The organism is Bifidobacterium coryneforme (assembly GCF_000737865.1).
Lineage (GTDB): Bacteria > Actinomycetota > Actinomycetes > Actinomycetales > Bifidobacteriaceae > Bombiscardovia > Bombiscardovia coryneformis.
The window spans coordinates 992,115-1,011,386 of sequence record NZ_CP007287.1; the positions used below are offsets into that span (position 1 = coordinate 992,115).

14 protein-coding genes and 2 tRNA genes are annotated in these 19,272 nt (G+C 59.6%); 4 read left to right on the forward strand and 12 right to left on the reverse strand.

Translation table 11 applies throughout. From position 1 onward, the window contains the following. Positions 1-126: 126 nt before the first annotated feature. Both pta and bcor_RS03835 read left to right on the forward strand, forming a co-directional pair. Entirely contained in the window at positions 127-1,836 is a 1,710-nt protein-coding gene (gene pta / locus bcor_RS03830) for a phosphate acetyltransferase (protein ID WP_033498554.1), read from the forward strand. 211 nt (positions 1,837-2,047) lie between these two features. After that, positions 2,048-3,274, forward strand: coding sequence for an acetate/propionate family kinase (locus bcor_RS03835; protein ID WP_033498553.1), 1,227 nt, complete (start codon positions 2,048-2,050; stop codon positions 3,272-3,274). Between the two features lie 126 nt (positions 3,275-3,400). Here the strand turns inward: bcor_RS03835 and bcor_RS03840 are convergent, their stop codons facing one another. Both bcor_RS03840 and aroA read right to left on the reverse strand, forming a co-directional pair. Then, positions 3,401-4,198, reverse strand: coding sequence for an inositol monophosphatase family protein (locus bcor_RS03840; RefSeq protein ID WP_033498552.1), 798 nt, complete (start codon positions 4,196-4,198; stop codon positions 3,401-3,403). Positions 4,199-4,232: 34 nt separating this feature from the next. Continuing rightward, positions 4,233-5,591: a 3-phosphoshikimate 1-carboxyvinyltransferase gene (gene aroA, locus bcor_RS03845; RefSeq protein ID WP_148303952.1), complete on the reverse strand. Its 1,359-nt coding sequence runs from the start codon at positions 5,589-5,591 to the stop codon at positions 4,233-4,235. A 93-nt stretch (positions 5,592-5,684) separates the two neighbouring features. On the opposite strand from aroA, the gene bcor_RS03850 reads away from it, so the two are divergent. After that, a tRNA-Pro gene (locus bcor_RS03850) sits at positions 5,685-5,758 on the forward strand. On the opposite strand, the gene bcor_RS07390 is transcribed toward bcor_RS03850, so the two are convergent. From bcor_RS07390 to bcor_RS03875, 5 genes are all read right to left on the reverse strand, one after another. Further along, the gene (locus bcor_RS07390; RefSeq protein ID WP_081870337.1) at positions 5,740-6,483 is read right to left on the reverse strand and encodes an NUDIX hydrolase; all 744 of its coding nucleotides are present in this window, start codon (positions 6,481-6,483) and stop codon (positions 5,740-5,742) included. The two genes, bcor_RS03850 and bcor_RS07390, sit on opposite strands and share 19 nt — an antisense overlap. Positions 6,484-6,597: 114 nt before the next feature. Then, positions 6,598-7,536, reverse strand: a complete 939-nt coding sequence (locus tag bcor_RS03860; protein ID WP_051875657.1) for a Nif3-like dinuclear metal center hexameric protein — start codon at positions 7,534-7,536, stop codon at positions 6,598-6,600. A 24-nt stretch (positions 7,537-7,560) separates the two neighbouring features. Further along, positions 7,561-10,449: a DNA polymerase I gene (polA, locus tag bcor_RS03865; protein ID WP_033498549.1), complete on the reverse strand. Its 2,889-nt coding sequence runs from the start codon at positions 10,447-10,449 to the stop codon at positions 7,561-7,563. A gap of 10 nt (positions 10,450-10,459) precedes the next feature. Next, the gene (locus bcor_RS03870) at positions 10,460-11,083 is read right to left on the reverse strand and encodes an ANTAR domain-containing response regulator (protein ID WP_033490198.1); all 624 of its coding nucleotides are present in this window, start codon (positions 11,081-11,083) and stop codon (positions 10,460-10,462) included. Positions 11,084-11,151: 68 nt separating this feature from the next. After that, positions 11,152-11,225 (reverse strand) — tRNA-Leu (locus bcor_RS03875). A gap of 119 nt (positions 11,226-11,344) precedes the next feature. On the opposite strand from bcor_RS03875, the gene bcor_RS03880 reads away from it, so the two are divergent. After that, a complete protein-coding gene (locus bcor_RS03880; RefSeq protein ID WP_033490889.1) occupies positions 11,345-11,938 on the forward strand; it encodes an NUDIX domain-containing protein in 594 nt (197 codons plus the stop codon). A gap of 90 nt (positions 11,939-12,028) precedes the next feature. Here the strand turns inward: bcor_RS03880 and pyk are convergent, their stop codons facing one another. From pyk to rpsA, 5 genes are all read right to left on the reverse strand, one after another. Then, on the reverse strand, positions 12,029-13,471 hold the full coding sequence (gene pyk, locus bcor_RS03885; RefSeq protein ID WP_033490199.1) for a pyruvate kinase: 1,443 nt from the start codon (positions 13,469-13,471) through the stop codon (positions 12,029-12,031). A gap of 163 nt (positions 13,472-13,634) precedes the next feature. After that, on the reverse strand, positions 13,635-14,618 hold the full coding sequence (locus tag bcor_RS03890) for a TerC family protein (RefSeq protein ID WP_033498548.1): 984 nt from the start codon (positions 14,616-14,618) through the stop codon (positions 13,635-13,637). Positions 14,619-14,717: 99 nt separating this feature from the next. Then, positions 14,718-16,829, reverse strand: coding sequence for an excinuclease ABC subunit UvrB (gene uvrB / locus bcor_RS03895; protein ID WP_033498547.1), 2,112 nt, complete (start codon positions 16,827-16,829; stop codon positions 14,718-14,720). 42 nt (positions 16,830-16,871) lie between these two features. Continuing rightward, complete coding sequence (gene coaE, locus bcor_RS03900) at positions 16,872-17,495, reverse strand: dephospho-CoA kinase (protein ID WP_033498546.1); 624 nt, start codon at positions 17,493-17,495, stop codon at positions 16,872-16,874. Positions 17,496-17,671: 176 nt separating this feature from the next. Then, a complete protein-coding gene (rpsA, locus tag bcor_RS03905; protein WP_033490204.1) occupies positions 17,672-19,183 on the reverse strand; it encodes a 30S ribosomal protein S1 in 1,512 nt (503 codons plus the stop codon). Positions 19,184-19,272 lie beyond the last annotated feature (89 nt).

Consider the following 19,272-nt stretch of genomic DNA (forward strand, 5'->3'; position numbering starts at 1 on the left):
GAAAACCATCAGGTCGATTTACTTTGCCGAAAGGCATGACATCGGCGTGCACAACAGGCAGGCACTTCGGCTGCCATCGGCACTATACTGATGAATGGTTGTGAACAAGGCAGTCACATACAACGTATGAACGGGAGAGGCACAGTGAGACCTACAAGCATCACCATCATCAGCCCGGAGGCGGCAAACGGCCGTAACGTCGTGGCCTACGGTCTGACAAAGGCCCTTTCAGCCCGGATGAAGACGGCCATCCTGCGTCCGGTGGCCTGCCACAAGGAGATGCTGACCAACACCCTCATCGCAGCCAGCAGTGCTCAGGACCTGACCGCAGCGGACAGTCGAGGAACATGCCCCTGCAAGGCCACACAGGACACGGTCCAGACCCGCGCAGATGCCCTGGTGGCCCGCGACCGGGTCATTGCGCAGACCGACCCCGATATGCTTCTGGTAGTAGGCAGCGACCATTCCAAAGTATTTGACCCTGAGATCATGGAGCTGAATTCCGACATCGCCGCAGACCTCCGCTCCCCCGTCCTTCTGGTGGTCTGCACCATCGGACGCGAACCCGGGCAGGTTCTGAAGACCGTTCAGGCCTGCCGCAAGACCGTCGAAGCCAGTGGCACCACCCTGGCCGGGGTATTCATCTCAGGGTGCGAGGAAGAGCAGAAAGAACCCCTGCAAGAAGCCTTCAGGGATTATGATCGCCCGATCTGGACCGTCTCCAAGAGGGAATTCGACACTGCCCCGGAAGCTGAGCAGGTACGCGAAGAGGCCTACAGCGCATTCAGCAGCGATGTCAACATCGACCAGGTGCTCAAGGCCGTTGAGGAGTCTAATCCTCAAGTTACCACCCCTGTAGCCTTCCAGAACGACCTCCTGGCCAGAGCCAAGGCAGACAAGAAGACCATTGTGCTGCCTGAGGGAGGCGAGGACCGCATCATCAAGGCCGCCGACTACCTGCTGGCCCGCGACATCGTCGATCTGATCATCGTCGGCGAAGAGGATGCCATCCTGGCACGCGGCAAGGAGTTGGGGCTGACCAGTCTTGACAAGGCCACCTTCCAGGCCATGGACGACGAGAGTGTCCTGGAACCCATGACCGATAAACTCTGTGAACTCAGAGCCAAGAAGGGAATGACCCACGACCAGGCACGTCAGCAGCTGGCCGATGCCTCCTACTTCGGTACCATGCTGGTCATCATGGGCAGGGCCGATGGTCTGGTCTCCGGTTCCATCAACTCCACAGCCAATACAGTCCGTCCCGCCCTCCAGGTCATCAAGACCAAACCTGATGCCACCCTCGTCTCCGGGGCCTTCCTCATGTGCTTCCGAGACCATGTGGCCGTCTTCGCCGACTGTGCAATCAACCTGAACCCCAACGCCGAGCAGCTGGCCGATATCGCCATCCAATCGGCCCAGACCGCGAAGTCGTTTGGCATCGAGCCCAAGGTCGGTATGCTCTCATATTCCACACTGGGCTCCGGTAAGGGTCCCGATGTGGATCTGGTCGAGGAGGCCACCCGTTTGGCCAAGGAGAAGGCCCCTGACCTGCCCATCGTCGGGTCAATCCAGTTCGACGCGGCCTGGTCCCCCAGCGTGGCCGCCACCAAGGCCCAGGGCGACCCCGTCGCCGGCCAGGTCAACGTCTTCGTCTTCCCCAACCTCTGTGCAGGAAACATCGGTTACAAGGCCGTCCAGCGCACCTCGGGTGCCCTGGCCATCGGCCCTGTCCTGCAGGGTCTGAACCGACCGGTGAACGACCTCTCCCGTGGTGCTTTGGTGGCCGACATCATCAATACCGTGGCCCTGACCGCCGTCGAAGCCCAGCAGGAATGAGCCCGATAGCGACACACACTTACAGGGTTTGTACAGCATCCTTCTGAGGCCCCGGCACTTTACAGGCCGGGGCCTCTCGCTTGGGTTTGGAACCACCGGAAGCTCAGGTATCAAAAACAGCATTTCAAAGCCATTTGTAAGGGGTGGCGAGTAATCTGTTGACTGATTGAGGAGCTGTATGCTCCATCCAGTACATCAGGAGGATGCCCCAATGGCGAAAACCGTCCTAGTCATCAATTCGGGTTCCAGCTCGATCAAGTATCAGCTGGTGGATCTGGAGACCAGCCAGGCCCTGGCCTCCGGCCTGGTCGAGAAGATCGGCGAACCCGTTGACGGACATTACAAGCATGAGTATCAGGGTCAGAAGCATGAGCTGGAAGAGCCCATCCACAACCACGAGACCGGCCTGAAGCGTGTTCTGGACTTCTTCAAAGAGTATGGCCCGAATCTGGACGAAGCCGGAATCATCGCTGTCGGTCACAGGGTGGTCCAGGGCGGCTCCCTCTTCCCCAAGCCTGCACTGCTGACAGAAAAGACCCTGAGCCAGGTCAAGGATCTGGCGGTTCTTGCTCCCCTCCACAACGGTCCCGAGGCCGAGGGGGCCGAAGTCATGAGCAAGCTCATGCCCGATACTCCGCAGGTCTTCGTCTTCGATTCCTCCTTCTTCTTCGATCTGCCCAAGCAAGCCTCCACGTACGCACTGAACAAGGAGATTGCCGAGCGGTATCAGATCCGTCGCTACGGTGCCCACGGCACCAGCCATCAGTATGTGGGTCAGCTGGTCCCCGACCTGATCGGCAAGCCCGCCGAAGGTCTGCGCCAGATTGTGCTGCACATCGGTAACGGGGCTTCAGCCTCTGCACAGGTCTCCGGCAAGCCGATTGAGACCTCCATGGGCCTGACCCCCCTGGAAGGTCTGGTCATGGGCGGCCGTACCGGCGACATCGACCCCGCCGTGGTCTTCCACCTGATTCGCAACGCCCACATGAGCGTCGACGAACTGGACACCCTCTTCAACAAGCGTTCCGGCATGACCGGCATGACCGGCTTCGGTGACATGCGTGAGATTCACCGTCTGATCGCCGAGGGCGACAAGGATGCCAAGCTGGCACTCGACATCTATGTTCACCGCATCGTCGGCTACATCGGAAACTACACCGCTCAGATGGGCGGCCTGGATGCCATCACCTTTACCGCTGGTGTCGGTGAGAACGATGAAATCGTCCGCAGACGCGTCATCCAGCAGCTCGCTCCCTTCGGCATCAAGCTGGATGAGGCCAAGAACGATGTGCGGTCCAAGGAACGCAGAATCATCTCGACCCCCGACAGTTCGGTCAAGGTCTGCATCGTCCCCACCAACGAAGAGCTCTCCATCGCCCGTCAGGCAGAGGTCGTCGCCAACGAGGGTGATTCCTACGGCAACAAGTTCCAGGCCTGAGACCGGGCTCTCCAACCCTCGCCTTATCCCCTCCGGGGAGTAAGACCATAGGGTAGGCGGTCAGGTATGAAATGAGGTCGTCAACCACAGTTCAAATGTGGTTGACGACCTCATTTCATATCGTCATCAGCCCAAAGCCGACAAGGCCTCCTTGTGCAGAAGTCCGTTACTGGCCAGGCCATTGCCTCCCCAGGGACCTGGATTGCCTGACAGGTCTGTGAAGGTGCCTCCTGCCTCGGTCACAATGGGGACCAGCGCCCCCATATCGTAGAGGTCCAGCTCCGGCTCGGCAGCCAGATCGATGGCTCCCTGGGCCAGGAGCATGTACTGCCAGAAATCGCCGAATCCGCGCAAACGCCATATCCTATCCGTCAGGTCGATAAGCTGCTCCCGCCGGCCGATGGCCTTCCACCCGGTCAGGGACGATATGGACATGGAGGCATCTTCCATACGATCCACCTTGGATACGTGGATTGCCTGGGGGGCTTCGCCCTGCCGCACCATATAGGCACCCATCCCTCGGGCGGCGTACCAGATGGTACCCAGCATAGGGGCGGAAACCACACCGACCACCATTTGGTGATCCACTTCCAGCCCTATCAGGGTTGCCCATACGGGGACACCACGCAAATAGTTCTTGGTTCCGTCAATAGGGTCGATGATCCATCGTCGTCCGTTGGACTCCTGCCTTCCCAGCTCTTCTGCATAGACGGTGTCATCAGGCCTGACCTCGGCCAGTATGCGACGGATCACCGCTTCCGCTTCCCTATCGGCCTGGGTGACAGGTGTATTGTCCGCTTTCCGTTCGACGTGGAGATGCGGCGACTTGAAATAGTCCGTAGTGACCAGGTCCGCCTGTCCGGCCATGGCAATGGCCAGGTCCAGATCGTCCTGCAAGGACCACTCCTCAGCCTCGATGCTCATGATATGGTTCCTTTCGCTGAATCCCCGAGGCGGCTCAGCCTCGCCTGCCTTCCGACAGCATCCCAGCCCACATGCCGGGGAAGTCGGGCATGGTTTTGGCCGTGGTGCCGATGTTGCGCACCCGGATACCAGGTATCCTCAGTCCAATCATTGCGGCAAAGGTGGCCATGCGATGATCCGCATAGGTCTCCATGACAGCCCCATGCATGTCCTGGATGGGTACGGGTTCAATGGCCAGTCCATCATCCAGTTCACAGGCGCAGCCTCCCACCTTGGTGATTTCCGTCACCAACGCCTTGAGCCTGTTGGTTTCATGTCCTCGCAAATGGGCAATGCCGTGAAGGCGACTCGGACCGTCCGCAAAGACCAGCATCGCCGCAATGGAGGGAACAATCTCACCTGCCGGTGACAAGTCGAAGTCACCAAGGCCGTGGATGACATCTCCGCCCGTTACCCTGCATGAGGTGCCCCCCTGCCCGTCGGGAACCATCTCAACCGTCGCCCCCAGTGTCTCCAGATATCCCGGCAGCAGGCCGCCAGGTTGGGTCGTCCGGTCAGGCCAGTTGGGCACACAGACCTGTCCGCCTCCTATCAGGGCAGCCCCGAGGAAGGGAGCGGCATTCGACAGGTCGGGTTCCACCTGGACCCGATTGGGTAACTGCGTCCCCGCCGCTCCCCTGCCTTCAACACTCCACCGACAGTGTGCTTCATCCGCCATGACTTCGAGCCCGGCCTGGCGAAGATCCTCAACGGTCATGGCGATATGCGGAAGACTGGGAAGATGCTCACCTGAGTGGACGATGGTCATGGTGCCATCCGCCCTGGCAGCCAGAAGCAGAAGTCCGGAAATGAACTGTGATGAGGCCGAAGAATCGATGGTGACTACTCTGCCGGTCAGATGATCCGGTGGCGTCAGCACAAAGGGAAGAAACCCTTCCTCCCCCAGATACTCAATCTTGGCCCCCAGCTGGGCCAACCCGTCAAGGAGGGGGCCCATGGGACGATGATAGGCCTGACGATCCCCGTCGAAGCGAGTGGGGCCATCCGCCAGCATGGCCAGACCAGGCACGAACCGCATGACGGTTCCGGCAAGCCCGCAGTCCACCCGGGCCCCACCGGTGAAGCGACCATCAGCTGGTGGAAGGACCTCCAAACTCGTCGGGTTGTCCGGATCGATCCGGCAATCCACCCCGAGAGCCTCCAGGGACCGGATCATCAGGTCCGTATCCCGTGACCTGAGCAGACCGGTCAGTCTGACAGGTCGATTTCCCAGTGCCGCCAAAACCAGATACCTGTTGGAGAGGGATTTGCTCCCCGGTATGGTTACCTTGGCATTCAAGGATTCGGTGGCCTGCGGTGCCGCCCATGTCTCTTCCACTGTCATGGTCCCCATGATAGCCGCAAGCGCGGAGCTTGACCGAAACCAGACGGTTGGGCCATCGTGCTATATTGATGAATTGTGCCTGGCGGGACCACCTCCGGGCAACGGGCTATAGCGCAGCTTGGTAGCGCGCCTGCTTTGGGAGCAGGATGTCGCCGGTTCAAATCCGGCTAGCCCGACTCTTCCCCTCCTGGAGGCGTCTGATGGCCTCGTGCTGGATGGCCACAACAGCCTTGGAATCCTGGATACGAGCTGCCACCAATTCCTCCCATGTCACCCAGGTCGACTGGATGTGCTCTCCTGGGTCGAAACGTCGCCCCTCTTTGTGCCATTTACGCAAGTGCAAGACCAGGGTATGACCGAACTCATCGCTCATTCCCAGGGAAGAGTAGACCCCCGGACCCTTGTCGAAGAAGCCTGAGTCCTGGTCGAGGTCCAACCGACCACCCTCCGCAGAGCCGTGAGACTTCTCACTGCCCGGCACCAGACCGGTCTCCTCATGCAGCTCGCGCAGGGCGGCCTGGACCGGTGTCTCTCCCCGGTTGATGAAGCCGGCGGGCAGACCGTGGACGTACCCACCCGCACCGACTCTGTACTCCCTGGTCAGTAGGTAGGTGTCGACGGCCAAGTCATGAACCAGTATGACCACACAGGGGCCATGATGGATCAGCTGTCGCCGAATACGGTCCGTGGAACCGTCGGTCTGGGGCAGCTCTATGAGCTTGTCCAGAACAGTGAAAATGGGACCCGAAAAGACCTCTTGGCTATGGATCTCCCGGGGTTCGATGGACATGTCGGTCCCCTCCCCACCCAGCTCAGCCAGACGCTGATCAATGGTGGGCCCGGCGGCACCATCGGTGCCGTGGGTGTTTTCAAGACTCGCCTGGTATTTGGTATCGGTCATTTCTCCCACTGTCCTTCCAAACATCCCTGCCCCGGGCAACGGGCGCTGCCGACCGGCTTATGGCCGACGTTCAGGGTGGACTCATGAATCAGGTTCAGAAGCACTGCCGAAGAATCAGCGCAGCACCAGAGTCCATGGATCGGTCTGTATCGATGACTCCCGTATGTCGGGAGTGAATCCGGTCGCCTCGTGGACGGCCGCTGGTATGTCTTCCAAGGCGTAGCGGAACCATAATCCCTCGATGGCCGAATGGGGAGTGTTGATCAGCATGGGCCTGGGATGGTGCTCCTCCGGTCCGTCCGCCCCAATGGAATCCGACAGCCCGGCCGCGTACAAGGCCTCCTGGAAGGCATCGGTTGCGGGATGGTGACGGAGGTCGCTGGTGATGTAGACATCCGCCCCCGCGGTCCGGACCGCTTCGAATTCCGAATCACCAGAACCTGGAAGGACCGCCACTGTGGAAACCATGGCGGACTCGGGGCCGGCCACTTGGATACCCATCTGGGTCTTGGGCAGAATATCAGCCACCCGGCGTGCCAAATCCACCAACGACAGGGGCTCAGAGAGCCTTCCCAGACGTCCCAGCCCGACCTGGATGTCCTCTCCGGCGTGAAGGTCATGGTCCGACGTTCCGGCGGGAACCAGGGGTCTGGTCTCCTGAAGACCAAAGAGATCCGCCGCAGCCTGGGCCACTCCCCTATAGGCCGCATCGGCATTGGTATGTCCGACCCAGAGCCCGCAATGGCCACTTATCAACCTATTGACGATGGCCCCGCGGAAGCCCATGCCGGACACCTCATGGACCGACCGGAAGAAGAGCGGATGATGGGTGATCAGAAGATCCGCTTCCAGAGCGATGGCCTCCTCGACCACATCAGGTCTGGGATCAACGGCACACACGATCCGGCGAACCGGCCAGGAGGGGTCGCCAATAACAAGCCCTGGGTGGTCCCAGTCTTCGGCATAGTCCAGTGGGTAGAGTGCTTCAAGGACCTTGACCACCTGACCCAGAACAGGCGCAACGGCTCCCTTGCGGCTCTCATCGGTCGACATGGACTGCCCCCCCTCCTACCTGAATCAGTGAGCCGCCAGCTGCCAGTCCTGCCCGATGCCTGTAGACACATCCAGCGGGACGGCAAGGCTGACCGCGTGCTCCATGGAGTCCTTGACCAGTTTGGTGGCTTTTTCGGCCTCTCCCGGCGCAATCTCCACCAGAAGTTCGTCATGGATCTGCAGGGAGATACGGCTCTTCAAACCCTCCCGATCGAGGGCACGGCTGGCTTTGATCATGGCGATCTTCATGATGTCGGCAGCGGACCCCTGGATGGGTGCGTTCAGGGCGCCGCGTTCAGCCGCCTCACGTGTCGGGCGTCGGTTGGAGCGTAATCCGGGGAAGTAGCGCCTCCTGCCGAACATGGTCTCCGTATAGCCTTTCTCACGGGCATCCGCCACCAGGGACTCAAGATACTCGTGGACCTTGCCGAAGGTGGCGAAGTACTTGGCCTTCAGCACATCGGCCGCAGCCGGGCTTATCTTAAGCTGCTGGGCCAGCCCATAGGTGCTGAGCCCGTAAGCCAGGCCGTAGCTCATGGCCTTGACGTGCGAACGCTGGTCGCTGCTGACCTCATCCATGGGTATGTCATAGACCAGACTTGCCACGTAACGGTGGAAGTCCGTACCCGACTTGAATGCCTCAATCAAAGCCTGGTCGCCGGACAGGTCGGCCATGATGCGCAACTCCACTTGGGAGTAATCCGAACTCAGCAGGGCCTCGTACCCCTCACCGGGAACGAAGGCGGAACGAATCTCCCGGCCTCGGGCATCCCTGTTGGGGATGTTCTGCAGGTTCGGGTCAACCGAGCTCAGTCTGCCCGTGGCAGCCACAGTCTGCTCGTAGGTGGTGTGGAGACGACCATCGTGCGGGTTTATGGCCTCGCGAAGCGTCTGGACGATCTGCTTGAGCTTATTGGTCTCCCTGTGCTTGAGCAGGGCACCAAGGAAGTCGTTTGCCCGTTCATTGTTTACGGACTTGACGTAGAGGTCCTGAAGGACCGCAACGTTGGTGGAATAGGAACCGGTCTTCGTCCTATGGGAGGGAGCCAGGCCCATATCCTCGAAGAGGACCTTCTGCAGCTGCTTGGGGCTCTGAAGATTGACTTGTGTACCGGCACGCTGCCAGGCAATGTCCTGGGCCTGTCTGGCCTCCGATGAGAACTGGTCATGCATGGCCTTGAGGCGGGCATCATCCACCTTGGCCCCCTCGGTCTCCATATCTGCAAGGACCCTGGAGGTGGGCAGCTCAATGGTACGGAGCAGGCCATACTGATGACGCTCATCAATGAGTGATTGGAGCCGGTCGGCCAGCATCATCACATACTGCGCCTGACGAAGAATCCTGGACCCTCGGCTCTCCTTGTCCTCTTCGGGGGACCCGTCAAGGGAGAGACTGCCCTGGGTCGCCTCAGGTTCCTTTTCGATGGGAATGCCCAGGAAGTGGGCTGCCGCCCCCTCCACATCATCGGCGTGGAAATCCGGCTCGGCCAGATACCCGGCCAGTTTGGTATCGAAGAGGGGCATGGGAACATGCAGGTTCCGACTTCCCAGGAAATGCAGGTGCTCCTTGTATCCGTGCACGACACATGAACCTACGCGAGCATCCAGCAATCCCTGGATGGCCTCCACCATACCGGCATCCAGGTCATCGGCTGCGAAGGCGATTCCATGGCCGTCGATGGACAGGATGGAGAGTTCCCGAAGGTTGTAGTCACCATGATTGGAGGCGCCTCTGGCATACAGGACCCAGTGATCCTTCATGGCCTCGGCGCATTCCGTATCCCTGTCGGCCGACTGCCTGGTGTCCACATCCCGGCTAAGGGTATCTGCCATGTCGTTGACCTGTTGGGCCGAGCGAATCGACCCTTCCTTGTCAGGCAGATGCTTGTCGGCCCATTCTTCCAGGGCCTTCGGATCATCGACCGTGTCCGCAACGGGCTCCTTGAAGACCACCTGGTCCTCTCCGCCTGCCACGGCCGAGGCCGACGAGTAGTCGTAATCCTCCACCGTATTGAATCCACGAAGAATCTTCTTGCGTGTAGTGGGGCTGAACTGCAGCTTGTCGAAAATCGGCACCACCTTATCGGTATGGATGGTTCCGAAGGCGAGGTCCTTGACCGTGACCCCCAGGTCCAGGTCACGCACCAGGGCGTTGACCTTCCTATTCAGCATGACCTGGTCCCTGCATTCTGCCAGGGCCTGCCCCTTCTTGCCGCCTATCTCCTCCGCGTGATCGAGGATGTTCTCCAGGCTGCCGTAAGTGTTGATCCACTTAGCCGCGAATCCGTCACCGACTCCGGGCACACCCGGGATATTGTCCGCTCCCTCACCGCGCATGGCCGCCAGATCCGGATACTGGCTGGGGGTCACCTTGTACTTGTGGACGATGGCCTGCGGGGTCATGTGCTTGAGGTTCTTGAAATGGTGACCGGGGTACAGGACCGTCACCTTGTCGCTCACCAGCTGGAAGGCATCCCTATCGCCGGAGAGGACCAACGTGTCGAAGCCCGCGGCCTCTCCCATGGTGGCCAGGGTGCCGATGACATCATCACCTTCGTACCCGGGTTTGACGATGTAGGTGATGCCGAGACCCTCAAGAAGGTCCTCCACCAGGGGCAGCTGGGAAAGGAGATCCTCAGGCGCAGCCTCACGGGTGCCCTTGTAGTCGGGCATGAGTTTGTTGCGGAAGGTGCCGCCCTTGACATCGAAGGCGACTCCCATATGGGTGGGCTTCTCCTTGGCGATGATATCGGCGAGCATGGTGGCAAAGCCCCAGACCGCATTGGTCGGCTGGCCGGTCGTGGTGGTGAAGCTCTCGACAGGAAGGGCGTAAAAAGCCCTGAAGGCCAAAGAATGACCGTCCACGACCAGAAGCTTGCCGCTTGCACCGTTTTGGGTCTTGGCCTCTTCCATCACGCGCCGCTTAGTTGTCTGAGCCCTGGACCTGGGAAATCACCGCGTCTGCAACCTCCTGCATGGTCAGACGGCGGTCCATCGAGGTCTTCTGAATCCAGCGGAATGCCTCGGACTCGGTCAGCCCCATATTCTCCATCAGGAGGCCCTTGGCCCTGTCCACCCGCTTGCGGGCTTCGAACCGGGCCTTCATGTCCGTGACCTCATCCTTGAGCGTGTTGATCTGGTCAAAGCGTGAAATGGCCACCTCAAGGGCGGGAAGAAGCTTCTCGGGGGCGAACGGTTTGACCACGTAGGCCATGGCCCCTGCATCAGCAGCCTTTTCCACCAGGTTCTGCTGGGAGAAAGCCGTCAGCATGACCACCGGCGCAAGGTTCTCCTCGGCAATTTCGGTGGCTGCGGTAATGCCATCGGTGCCGGGCATCTTGACGTCCATGACCACCACATCCGGGCGCAGCTCACGGGTAAGGTCGATGGCTTCCTGCCCGCTGGCAGCCTGCCCAACCACGTCGTATCCGGCATCTTCAAGTGCTTCAACGGTATCGAGCCTGATCAAAGCCTCATCCTCAGCCACGACTACTGTGCGCCCCTTGGGGGAATCGTCGCGGTCCGCAATATCCGAAGCCACTTTCAAACCTCATTTCATCATGTTCCGCGCTCCCCATCCAAGTGGACGTCAAGAGCACGGGGCTCATTTTATCGTGCCCCCGGTGAGACTCGAACTCACACTGCACGGATTTTGAGGCCGTTTCCTCTACCAATTGGGATACGGGGGCTTTCCATACCACAGTGAATTTAGCATACTTTAGAGACGAAGCAAGTGCTTTCGTGTTGATTCAGCCTTACAATACAAAAGGAGGGAACGTATCCCTTTCATCTATCAAAGGAGAGCATGATGACCAGCCAGATCTATAGGCGGTTCGATCCGTGGCGTCCATCCCCTGTCGAAGAGAAGTCACGCAAGCAGATAATGGACAGCCACTATTTCAGCGTCGACAAGGTCACCTATGCCTCCAGCGACAATGAGCAGTTCGACAGGAGCATCGTCAGCGAGAAGAACGGTGACACCATAGCCGTTCTCGCCATCACCGATGATGGTCGGATTCCCCTGGTTGAGCAGTACAGGCTCCCCACACACCGGTGGACACTTGAACTGCCGGCAGGACACCCTCTGAACGACAAGGAGGCTCCAATCGATGTCGCGACCAGACGCCTCAGGGAGGAAGCCGGTTACGTAGCCACCTCCTATAACCAGTTCGCCCGCTTCATCAATACGCCCAGCTTCTCCACCCAGCACACCACCCTCTTCTACGCGGAGGGTCTCACTCCAGTCACCCCGGCCAGCCTGGCACCGGAAACACCTCATCAGGACGTGAGACTGTTTACCATCGATGAAGCCTACGACATGGTCATTGCCGGAACCATCCTGGATGCCAAAACCACCATTGCCGTGCTCAGAGCCAAAATCGGTCTCTCTGATCTGCACTGACGGTCGGACAAGAATCAAGCAGACGATAATCATACGAAAGTGCCCGGTCCCCTCTCGGGAAACCGGGCACTTTGTGTATTCAGAACCGAATCACTCGGTCTCACCCACCGTGTGGACATAAATGGAGTCGGTGTTGCCGGGCTCGTGCTCACCCTGGGCGCAGCTGAGCACAACCAGCTGATCGCCGTCCTCGACCTTACCGGCATCCTTGAGCGCCTTGTCGACGTACTTCATCAGGTTGACCCTGGTGAAGTCGTGGTAGTCGTCCTCGCAGAGGAAGGCCTCGGTGCCCCAGCTCAGGGCCAGCCAGTGGAAGGTGTGCTCGTTGGTGGTCAGGCCGTAGATCGGGGCCGCAGGACGCTCACGGGAGATCCTGTGAACCGTGTTGCCGGTCTGGGTGAAGGCGACGATGGCCTTGGCGTTGAGCTTATCGGCCAGGTCCACGGCAGCCGAGGAGACTGCACCGGAATTGGACATGTCGAAGTTCTGCAGGCTGGGGATCCTGTCGAAGCCATGGGTGGTGGCGTAGCCGGAAATCCTGGACATGGTGGTGACCGTGGTGTCGGGATAGTCTCCGACAGCGGTCTCGTTGGAGGTCATGGTCGCATCGGCGCCATCCAGGACGGCGTTGGCACAGTCAGAGGCCTCTGCACGGCTCGGAACCGGGGAGTGAACCATGGATCCCAGGACCTCGGTGGCCACGATGACCGGCTTGGCGTACTGACGTGCCAGCTCGATGCAGCGCTTGGTGACCAGGGGGACCTCCTCGAAAGGCATTTCGACGGCCATATCGCCGCGGGCGACCATGATGCCGTCGAAGACCTTGACGATGTCTTCCAGATTATCGACAGCCTGGGGCTTCTCGATCTTGGCCACGATCGGGATACGACGTCCCTCTTCGTCCATGATCTCATGTGCACGATCGATATCGCTTGCAAAGCGGACGAAGGACATGGCGATGATGTCGGCACCGGTGCGGATGCCCCACCGCAGATCGTCCTCATCCTTCTCGGTCAGCGCAGGCAGGCTGACGGCCACGCCGGGCAGGTTGATGCCCTTGTGGGAGGAGACGGGGCCGGCCACGATGACCTTGGTGTATACCTTGTTGCCCTCGACCTTGGTGACCTCCAGGCGGACCTTGCCGTCGTCGATCAGGATGGGGTCGCCGGGGTGGCAGTCACCGGGCAGTCCCTTGAAGGTGGTGGAGGTCATGTGCTCGTCACCCTCGACATCGTCGGTGGTGATGATGAATTCCTGACCGTTCTTGAGCTGGACCTTGTCCTCGCCCTGCTCGTTCTTCTTGAACCAGCCACAACGAATCTTGGGGCCCTGGAGATCAACCAGGACTGCTACGTTGCGCCCTGTCTCCTTGCTGGCCTGGCGCACGTTGTTGTAGACCTTGAGATGGTCCTCGGGGGTGCCGTGCGAACGGTTCAGCCTGGCGACATCCATACCCGCCTCAACGAGCTTTGTGAGGTTCTCCAGGGACTCCGAAGCCGGTCCGATAGTGTCCACAATCTTGGCTTTGCGCATCTAATGCCTGCCTATTCATAGGTCTTGTATGGAGTCCGCAAGGGACCCCTTTCATTGAATTACATGCCTATTCTACAGTGTCCGCAGGATAAGGACCAGTCGTTTCCGTTAGCGCTAACAGCCTGTCTCCCAGTTACCTGGAGTTTGTTTTTGAAACGTCATCTTATCCTTGCCCCTTTTGCCCTCGCGCCTTGAGCAGACTGGCTACAGCGGCTATGCCTATGGCCAGAACGATGACCAGGAGGGACAGCCAGGTGGGAACCTCGGGAACGGCCTCCAGTGGACCGCCACCGTTGATGAAAGGCAGGGTGTTGCCGTGGAGTGCCTCCATAATCAGCTTCACCCCGATAAAGGCCAGGACCACGGCCAGACCGTAGGGCAGGTAGACCAGCTTGTCCAGGAGGGAGCCGAGAAGGAAGTAAAGCTGCTGCAACCCCAGAAGCGCAAAGACATTGGACGTGAAGACGATGAAGGGGTCCTTGGTCAGTCCGAAGATGGCGGGGATGGAGTCGAAGGCGAACATGACATCCGTGGTGCCAATGGCCAGGAAGACGACCAGAAGCGGAGTGAAGAACCGAGTCCCGTTCCTGGTCACGCGCAGGTGCTCTCCTTCATACTCGTCGGTGATGGGGATGACCTTGCGCAGGGCCCTGATCAGGCCATTTTCGCGATACTCCTCTTCTTCCTTGTCCTTGCCCGAGACCATGGACCAGGCCGTGTACAGAAGAAAGCCGCCGAAGATGAAGAAGACCCAGGTGAAGCGGGTGATCAATGCCGTTCCCGCCAGGATGAAGATGCCGCGCAGGACCAGGGCAATGGTGATGCCGATGCTCAGCACATACTTCTGCAGGTCCTTGGGAACGGCGAAATTACCCATGATGATAACGAAAACGAAAAGATTGTCGATACTCAGCGAGTACTCGGTCAACCATCCTGAATAGAACTCAATGGCCGGCCCCGACCCTGACACCCACCAGACCAGACCTCCGAAAATCAGGGCCATGGCTACGAAGAACGCTATATGACGGAGGCACTCGGAGGTTGATGGAACGTGAGGCCTGCGGCCGATGACCAAAATGTCGACAGCGAAGAAGACGGCCAGAACAGCCAGGGTCGCCACCATGAAGGGCATAGGGGTCTCGGTCATAATGACCGAGTCTAGTGGGCAAAGAAGACAGGAGACCCGGCCTCCGGACCGAGACCCGCATACCCGGCTCCAGCCCCTTCCGAAGCTAAGCCGAGAGGACTACTTGCTGGCCTCGGTCATCTGACGCAGTTCCTTCTTCAGATCCTTGATTTCATCTCGGAGTCGCGCTGCCAGCTCGAACTGGAGCTGCTGGGCAGCCGTATGCATCTGGTCACTGAGTTGGCGTATCAGGTCGGCCAGGTCCTGGGCGGGCAGACCGGCCGAGAGGATCTCCTGGTGGCGCTTGTCGGACTCCTCCTTGTCATACATGGGCACACCCAGGTGGGAGTTCCCGGCCTTGTTGGCGTTCCTGTACCCGCCCTCCAGGAGGGTTTGGGTGTCCACGTCCTCCTTGGCCAGCATGTCATTGACATCACTGATCTTCTTGAGCAGCGGCTTGGGATCGACCCCGTGCTCCTTGTTGTAGGCGATCTGCTTGGCCCTTCGGCGATTGGTCTCACTGATGGCCTGCTCCATGGATTCGGTCGTTTCGTCTGCGTACATGATGACCTTGCCCGAGACGTTCCTGGCCGCTCGACCGATTGTCTGAATCAGAGAACGGTAAGAACGAAGGAAGCCCTCCTTGTCAGCATCCAGGATGGCAACAAGGGAGACCTCGGGCAGATCCAGTCCCTCGCGTAGAAGATTGATGCCGACAAGCACGTCGATCTTCCCCTCGCGCAGCTCACGCAGGAGCTCGACACGGCGGAGTGTATCCACATCCGAATGGAGATACTCCACCTTGATGTCACGTTCAAGAAGATAATCGGTCAGGTCCTCCGCCATCTTCTTGGTCAGGGTGGTGACCAGGACGCGTTCGTTTTTGGATACTCGTGCCTTGATCTCATCCAGAAGGTCGTCCACCTGTCCCTTGACCGGTCTGACTTCGATCTCCGGATCCAGGAGTCCCGTCGGACGGATGACCTGCTCCACCACCCCATCGGATAATCCGACCTCGTAATCACCGGGCGTTGCCGAGAGGTAGACGGTTTGGCCGATTTTCCCTTGGAATTCAGGCCACTTGAGCGGACGGTTATCCATGGCCGAGGGAAGCCGGAATCCATGCTCGACCAGGGTGCGCTTCCTGCTGGCATCCCCCTCGTACATGCCTCCGATCTGAGGAACAGTGACGTGTGATTCGTCGATGACCAAGAGGAAGTCGTCAGGGAAGAAGTCCAACAGCGTATGAGGGGCCGACCCTGGTTCACGCCCTTCGAAGTGGCGGGAGTAATTCTCCACCCCGGCGCATACACCGACCTGGGACAGCATCTCCAGATCATAGGTTGTACGCATGGTCAGTCGCTGGGCCTCAAGCTCCTTGCCCTGCTTGCGGAACTCCCCCACTCGCCAATCCATTTCCTCCTTGATTCCCTTCAGGGCGCGGGCCATCCGCTCCGGTCCCGCCACATAGTGGGTGGCCGGGAAGATATGAACCGAGGTTTCATGCGCGATCTCGTCGCCGGTCAGTGGGTGGAGAGTGGAGATACGGTCAATCTCGTCGCCGAAGAACTCGATACGTATGGCCAGTTCCTCATAGACGGGGATGATTTCGACGGTGTCTCCCCTGACTCGGAAGGTGCCGCGGGTGAAGGCGATGTCGTTGCGCTTGTACTGCATGCCAACGAACTCACGCAGGAGGTCGTCGCGGTTGATTTGGTCCCCCTCGTGGAGGAAGAGCATCATGCCCGCATACTCCTCGGGAGTACCCAGACCGTATATGCAGGAGACCGTGGCCACGACCACGCAATCCCGCCTGGTCAGGAGGTTGGCCGTCGCCTCATGGCGCAACCGTTCAACATCTTCGTTGATGTTGGAGTCCTTCTCGATGAAGGTATCGGTCTGGGGTATGTAGGCCTCGGGCTGGAAGTAGTCGTAGTAGGAAACGAAGTACGAGACCGCGTTGTCGGGCATGAGTTCACGGAACTCCGCACAAAGCTGGGCGGCCAGGGTCTTGTTGGGTTCAAGAATCAGGGTGGGACGCTGAAGACGCTCGATCAGCCAGGCTGTGGTGGCCGTCTTTCCTGTACCTGTGGCGCCCATCAACACCACATCGTTCTCGCCGTTCTCGATCCTGGCGGCCAGCTGATTGATGGCCTCAGGCTGGTCCCCCGAAGGCTTGTAGGAGGATTTGACCACGAAAGGCTTGTTGATGCGCTCAATGTTGAAACCCATGAATCTCCTTCGGAATTCCTGACCGGCCCGCCGGGCGGAAGGTCAACGGGAACGGTCCTCCTCGGACCGAAGCCGTACATACACCCTATCAATAAACTCGAACATCTGTTCGATTGGCTCCGACCCATCCACAATCAGGTCGGCCATGTGGCGTCTGGTCTCCTGTGAAGTCTGCGAACCAATACGGGCAACAGCTTCCGCACGGGTCATATGCCGTCCATTCACCATGCGCGCAATCCGCAGTTCATCAGGCGCCTCCACGGCGATGACATGGTCAAAGGCAAAGGGAATGGAGTCGCCGACCTCGGCGAGAAGGGGCACATCATGCACCACCACGAGTGGGCGGTGCAACCATGGTTCCTCGACCTGACCCGCCAGGTCATAGACCAGGGGATGCACGATGGCATCCAAGTCGTGCCTGGCCTGATCCTTCCCGGAACCTCCGAAGACCTTGGCGGCCAGGACCGACCGGTCAACCCCTCCTTCGGCATCGGCGCAGTCCCTTCCGAACCGATCCAGGACCGGGTCCACCCCTGCCCCACCGGGACCGAGTACCTGATGCGTCAGACGGTCATAATCGACGACCTTGGCCCCGTCGTAGGCAAGGCGGGCCGCAACCGTGCTCTTACCTGCGGCGATACCGCCGGTCAGCCCCACCCGTATCATCCGGACTCCTCCTCATATGGTCGAACCGGTTCAAGGATACCGCCCGGAATCGAAGGCGGTCGCATCGCACTGCCGCCGCATAGGTCTACACGCATACAGAAAGGTCCGGCCGTGGGCCGGACCTTTCTCAACCACTATCGTTCATTCAGACCTTGCGGTCCAAGGAACGGATGGTGTCACTTCTTCTCCTTGAGGAGCTGCTCGCGCAGGGCGGCAAGCTGGTCGTCGGAGGCCAGGGTGCCCTCGGAATTGGTCTCCGAGGTGTAGTTGGTGGCCTCTTCGGCACCCTGGTGGTTGCCACCGTGGCCGTTGGCGGCAGCGGGGGCGGGAGTGGACTTGCTGTCCTCGGCCGCAGAAGCCTCGGCGTTCTCCAGCTCCTTGGCGACGAAGGCCTTGTGCTGCTCCCAAAGGTCGTGGGCAGCGGCATACTGGGCTTCCCACTCCTCGCGCTGCTTCTCGTAACCGGCGATCCACTCGTTGGTCTCCGGATCGAAGCCCTCGGGATACTTGTAGTTGCCCTCTTCGTCGTACTCGGCGGGCATACCGTAGATTGCCGGATCGAAGTCCTCGGAGGAGGGATCGACGGAATCGTCGGCCTGCTTGAGCGACAGGGAGATGCGGCGGCGATCCAGGTCGACGTCGATGACCTTGACGAAGATCTCCTCGCCCTGCTTGACGACGGTCTCCGGGTTCTCCACGTGGCGGTTGGCCAGCTCGGAAATGTGCACGAGACCCTCGATGCCGTCCTCGACGGAAACGAAGACACCGAACTGCACAATCTTGGTGACCTTGCCCTTGACGATCTGTCCGGGCACATGGGTCCGGGCGAAGCGCTGCCAGGGATCTTCCTGGGTGGCCTTGAGGGAGAGGGAGATGCGCTCGCGATCCATATCGACATCCAGGACCTCGACAGTGACCTTGTCGCCCACCTTGACGACCTCGCTGGGGTGGTCGATGTGCTTCCAGGAGAGTTCGGAGACGTGAATCAGTCCGTCCACACCACCCAGATCGACGAAGGCGCCGAAGTTGACGATGGAGCTGACCGTGCCCTCGCGAATCTGCCCCTTCTTGAGCTGGGCCATGAAGGTCTCGCGGACCTCGGACTGGGTCTCCTCCAGATACTGGCGGCGGGAAAGAACCACATTGTTGCGGTTCTTGTCCAGCTCCAGGATCTTGGCCTTGATCTTCTGCCCGATGTAGGGAGAGAGGTCGCGCACACGGCGCATTTCAACCAGGGAGGCGGGCAGGAAGCCACGAAGACCGATATCGACGATGAGACCACCCTTGACGGCCTCGATGACGGTACCTTCGACGATTCCGTCGGCATCCTTGATCTTCTCGATGTCGCCCCAGGCGCGCTCATACTGTGCGCGCTTCTTGGAGAGGATCAGACGGCCTTCCTTGTCCTCCTTGGTGACGACCAGTGCCTCGATCGTGTCACCAACCTGGACCACATCGTCGGGATCGACGTCCTTCTTGATGGAAAGCTCACGTGAGGGGATGACGCCCTCGGTCTTGTAGCCGATGTCCAGCAGAACCTCGTCGTGATCGATCTTGACGACCGTGCCCTCGACCAGATCCCCGTCCTCGAAGTTCTTGATGGTGGAATCGACTGCCTTGATGAAGTCTTCCTCAGTGCCGATATCGTTGATAGCGACCTGGGGAACTTCCTTCTTGTTCTCTGCCATTAATTGAGTTGTTTCTTGTATAGTGGGTTGTTTTTCCGTTTTAAGTTATAGCGTTCGCATAATCACACACGAACAAAATCCATACTAGG